The sequence below is a fragment of the Chamaesiphon sp. OTE_75_metabat_556 genome (genome assembly GCF_031378165.1).
Classification (GTDB): Bacteria; Cyanobacteriota; Cyanobacteriia; order Cyanobacteriales; family Chamaesiphonaceae; genus Chamaesiphon.
Genome location: NZ_JANNDR010000501.1, coordinates 1 through 2,973 on the forward strand (window position 1 = coordinate 1; position 2,973 = coordinate 2,973).

2 protein-coding genes are annotated in these 2,973 nt (G+C 47.9%); both read left to right on the forward strand.

Going from position 1 to position 2,973, the window contains the following annotated elements:
- Positions 1–222 precede the first annotated feature (222 nt).
- Positions 223–1,530, forward strand: coding sequence for a hypothetical protein (locus tag RMO27_RS20090; RefSeq protein ID WP_309735876.1), 1,308 nt, complete (start codon positions 223–225; stop codon positions 1,528–1,530).
- Positions 1,531–1,683: 153 nt separating this feature from the next.
- The coding region (locus RMO27_RS20095; RefSeq protein ID WP_309735878.1) for a serine/threonine protein kinase at positions 1,684–2,973 on the forward strand (1,290 nt) is incomplete at its 3' end.

Here is a 2,973-nt window from a genome sequence, read left to right on the forward strand (position 1 = left end):
GTCACGGCCAGTCGCGATCATCACGTCATTGCATATTTTATCTCAGTCAAAATGCTCAAAATCGTCCGATCCACTGACCAATCACAAATTTGACTGGATAGAATGTGGGATACAAAGATGTAGCTCCACAGTAGATGAATCTAAACGGTAGTTATTTCACTGCGCGAGCATCCAAGTTGTATTTGAACCCCCATAGAGCAAAATGTTGGCTGGTGTGACCCTATGACAGAACCAAATTCCCTCCCTGTTGGTGGCGGAGATCGCCCCCCCGCTGCCCCTGAGTCTCAAGATTCACAACTCGCAACAGCAGAGTTAGCTAAGATTATTGACTATTTTGTTCGGGGTCACAAGCAGTTTATCTCCAGCCCGGATTTAAAGTTAGAATACACAGAAACATCGATTAGACTAAGCGATCGCGATAGTCAATTGATCGGGATTAGCAAACAAGTAAATCAATGGCAGCGCAAGGTGCTACTAGCGAAAAAATCTACTTACACATCTAGAATTATTCAAGCGGCACACACGGTCGGATTTATTACCAAGCAAAAATCGGCGCATCCCGAATTTAGCGAGCATCATTATTATGATGTTCCTGACGGCTATCGACTTAAATATACTGAGGCGATCGAACTGTGGAAAGTATGGTGGCACAATAAACGCTATCAGCTCAATGTCCCCAATCCACCCATCAATGTCTTAACTTTCACCAAAGGTAAGTGGTATTCAATCCGCGATTTACAACCTAAGCAGGGTAATTTTATCATTCGCACCGAACGCGGTGAAATCGAGATCGAACCTGAAGATTATGTAGTTTGGCTCGAATCTAAATCGACACCCCGTACCGAACCAAAATCTTTAACAACATCTCAATTATTACTATTAGATCGGCAGCAAATTCGCGCGAATCATCCATCATTACCGCTGGAATTCGAGCGACAATCCGAACAAAATATCGCGATCGAAGTGCCAATTTCCGGCTCGGTGCCACCCGCATCAGCGAAAGTGCCTGGAGCCGTAAGTTCGACGATTACCAGTGTGAATCCGACCGCCAAGACCCAAGTCGATCTGGGTGAAGAATATGAAGATGTTGATTTAGAGTCATATCTCAATACTTTTAATACTGAAGATGCCGAAGATATCGATCGAATTGAAGGTATTTACAATATCGGCGAATTACTGAGCGGCAGTACCGTAGAGGAGGATGTGTCACCACCAACAGTATCACCAGTACCGATCGAGCCGCCAGCACCACCGCAGCTACCGATCGACCCACCAACGAACCAGACCAGCGCGATACCCCCTGCATCACCCATGCTAGATCGATCGTTGCTATCGCTGCCCCAACGCCAAGCAGCCCTCAAAAGTAAGGCTGTTGATGTATTGGCTAAATATCTGCACGAAGGCGATACGATCGTCCATACCGAAGTATTGAAAAATGCGCTAGGGCAAGAGATCAATCGCAAAGTCTCCACAATTCAACGTGGTTGCCCTGGTTGGGCGATCGCGCAAATTCAGCAGATGATCTCATAGGACACTTGGGAACTAGTTCGTACCCGATCGGTTCAGTACCAAATGGAGAATGTTTACTGGGTCGATCCATAGTCCTGCTGAAAATTGCCAGTTCTCGTCAATTAGTCAATAAGCAGGGTAAAGTTGAGATATCTGAGGAGATAGGATGATTCAATGATCGGTCAGTTATTAGCAGGACACTATCGTGTACTTCAAGTTTTGGGTGTCGGGGGATTTGGGCAGACTTATATTACCGAAGATTTGCACTTACCAGGCCATCCGAAATGCGTACTCAAACATCTCAAACCAGCTAGTACGGATCGATCGGTACTAGACATCGCCCGCAAACTTTTTGAAAAAGAAGCGATCGTCTTACAACAGCTCGGCAATCACGATCGGATTCCCCGCTTACTAGCCTATTTTGAAGAACAACAAGAATTTTATTTAGTTCAAGAATATGTCCCCGGACATCCGCTCTCGACCGAGCTAACTCATGGCACCAAATGGAGCGATTCCCAAGTCATCCAACTGCTGCAAGAGATTTTAGAGATTCTGGTGTTCATTCACGGTCAAAAGGTAATTCACCGCGATATCAAACCCGATAATATTATGCGCCGCAATCTCGATCGGCGGTTGATCTTGATTGATTTTGGTGCGATCAAACAAGTCCGCGAGCGGCAACTAGTCCACGGCCAAAATACCTCGACGGTGGCAATTGGCACTCCAGGCTATATGCCGATCGAGCAAGCCTCTGGCAATCCGCGCCCCAATAGCGATCTCTACTCCCTGGGGACGATCGGGATTCAAGCCCTGACTGGCATCAATCCCTACGATCTCCCTGCTGATGATGGCACTGGCGAACTCAAGTGGGAACACCTTACCATCGCCAATCCCCAGTTGATTGCCATTCTCCAGCGGATGACCCGCTATCACTTCAAAGATCGCTATCATACGGCTGAAGAAGCTCTCAGGGCGGTTAGAGGACTGATTAGTGGGATTGTGCCCCCAGGTGCTACTTCTGTGCAATTCCCCACCCACAGTCTTGACTCACAAGCTACTGTTGTGGCGTCACCAGCGGTGATGACTCGTCCTAATACCCTGCCGCCGACGGCTGGCAGCCGCCCAGGACAGATTTTGGTGCCGCTAATTGGTGGTGTATCAGCAATCTTGGCGGCAATCGGTAGTTTTGTCTGGTTTAGTCGGGGCATATTCGATCGTCAAGATTTTGCGACCGATGTTCGCTCCGAGCTATGTCGGATTGCGACACCGACCGATCTGCCGACGACTCGCGTTCGCTCTGCGCCCCAGCGCGATGCCAAAATTCAGGTCAATTTGGCACGCGGTACCAAGGTCGTCTATCGATCGGAACAAGATGCCTTTATCCAAATCCAAATGGCGGATAATTCCAAAGGCTGGGTATATAACAATCAAATCGCTAGTTGTAATGCTCCTGCTGCCACTCCC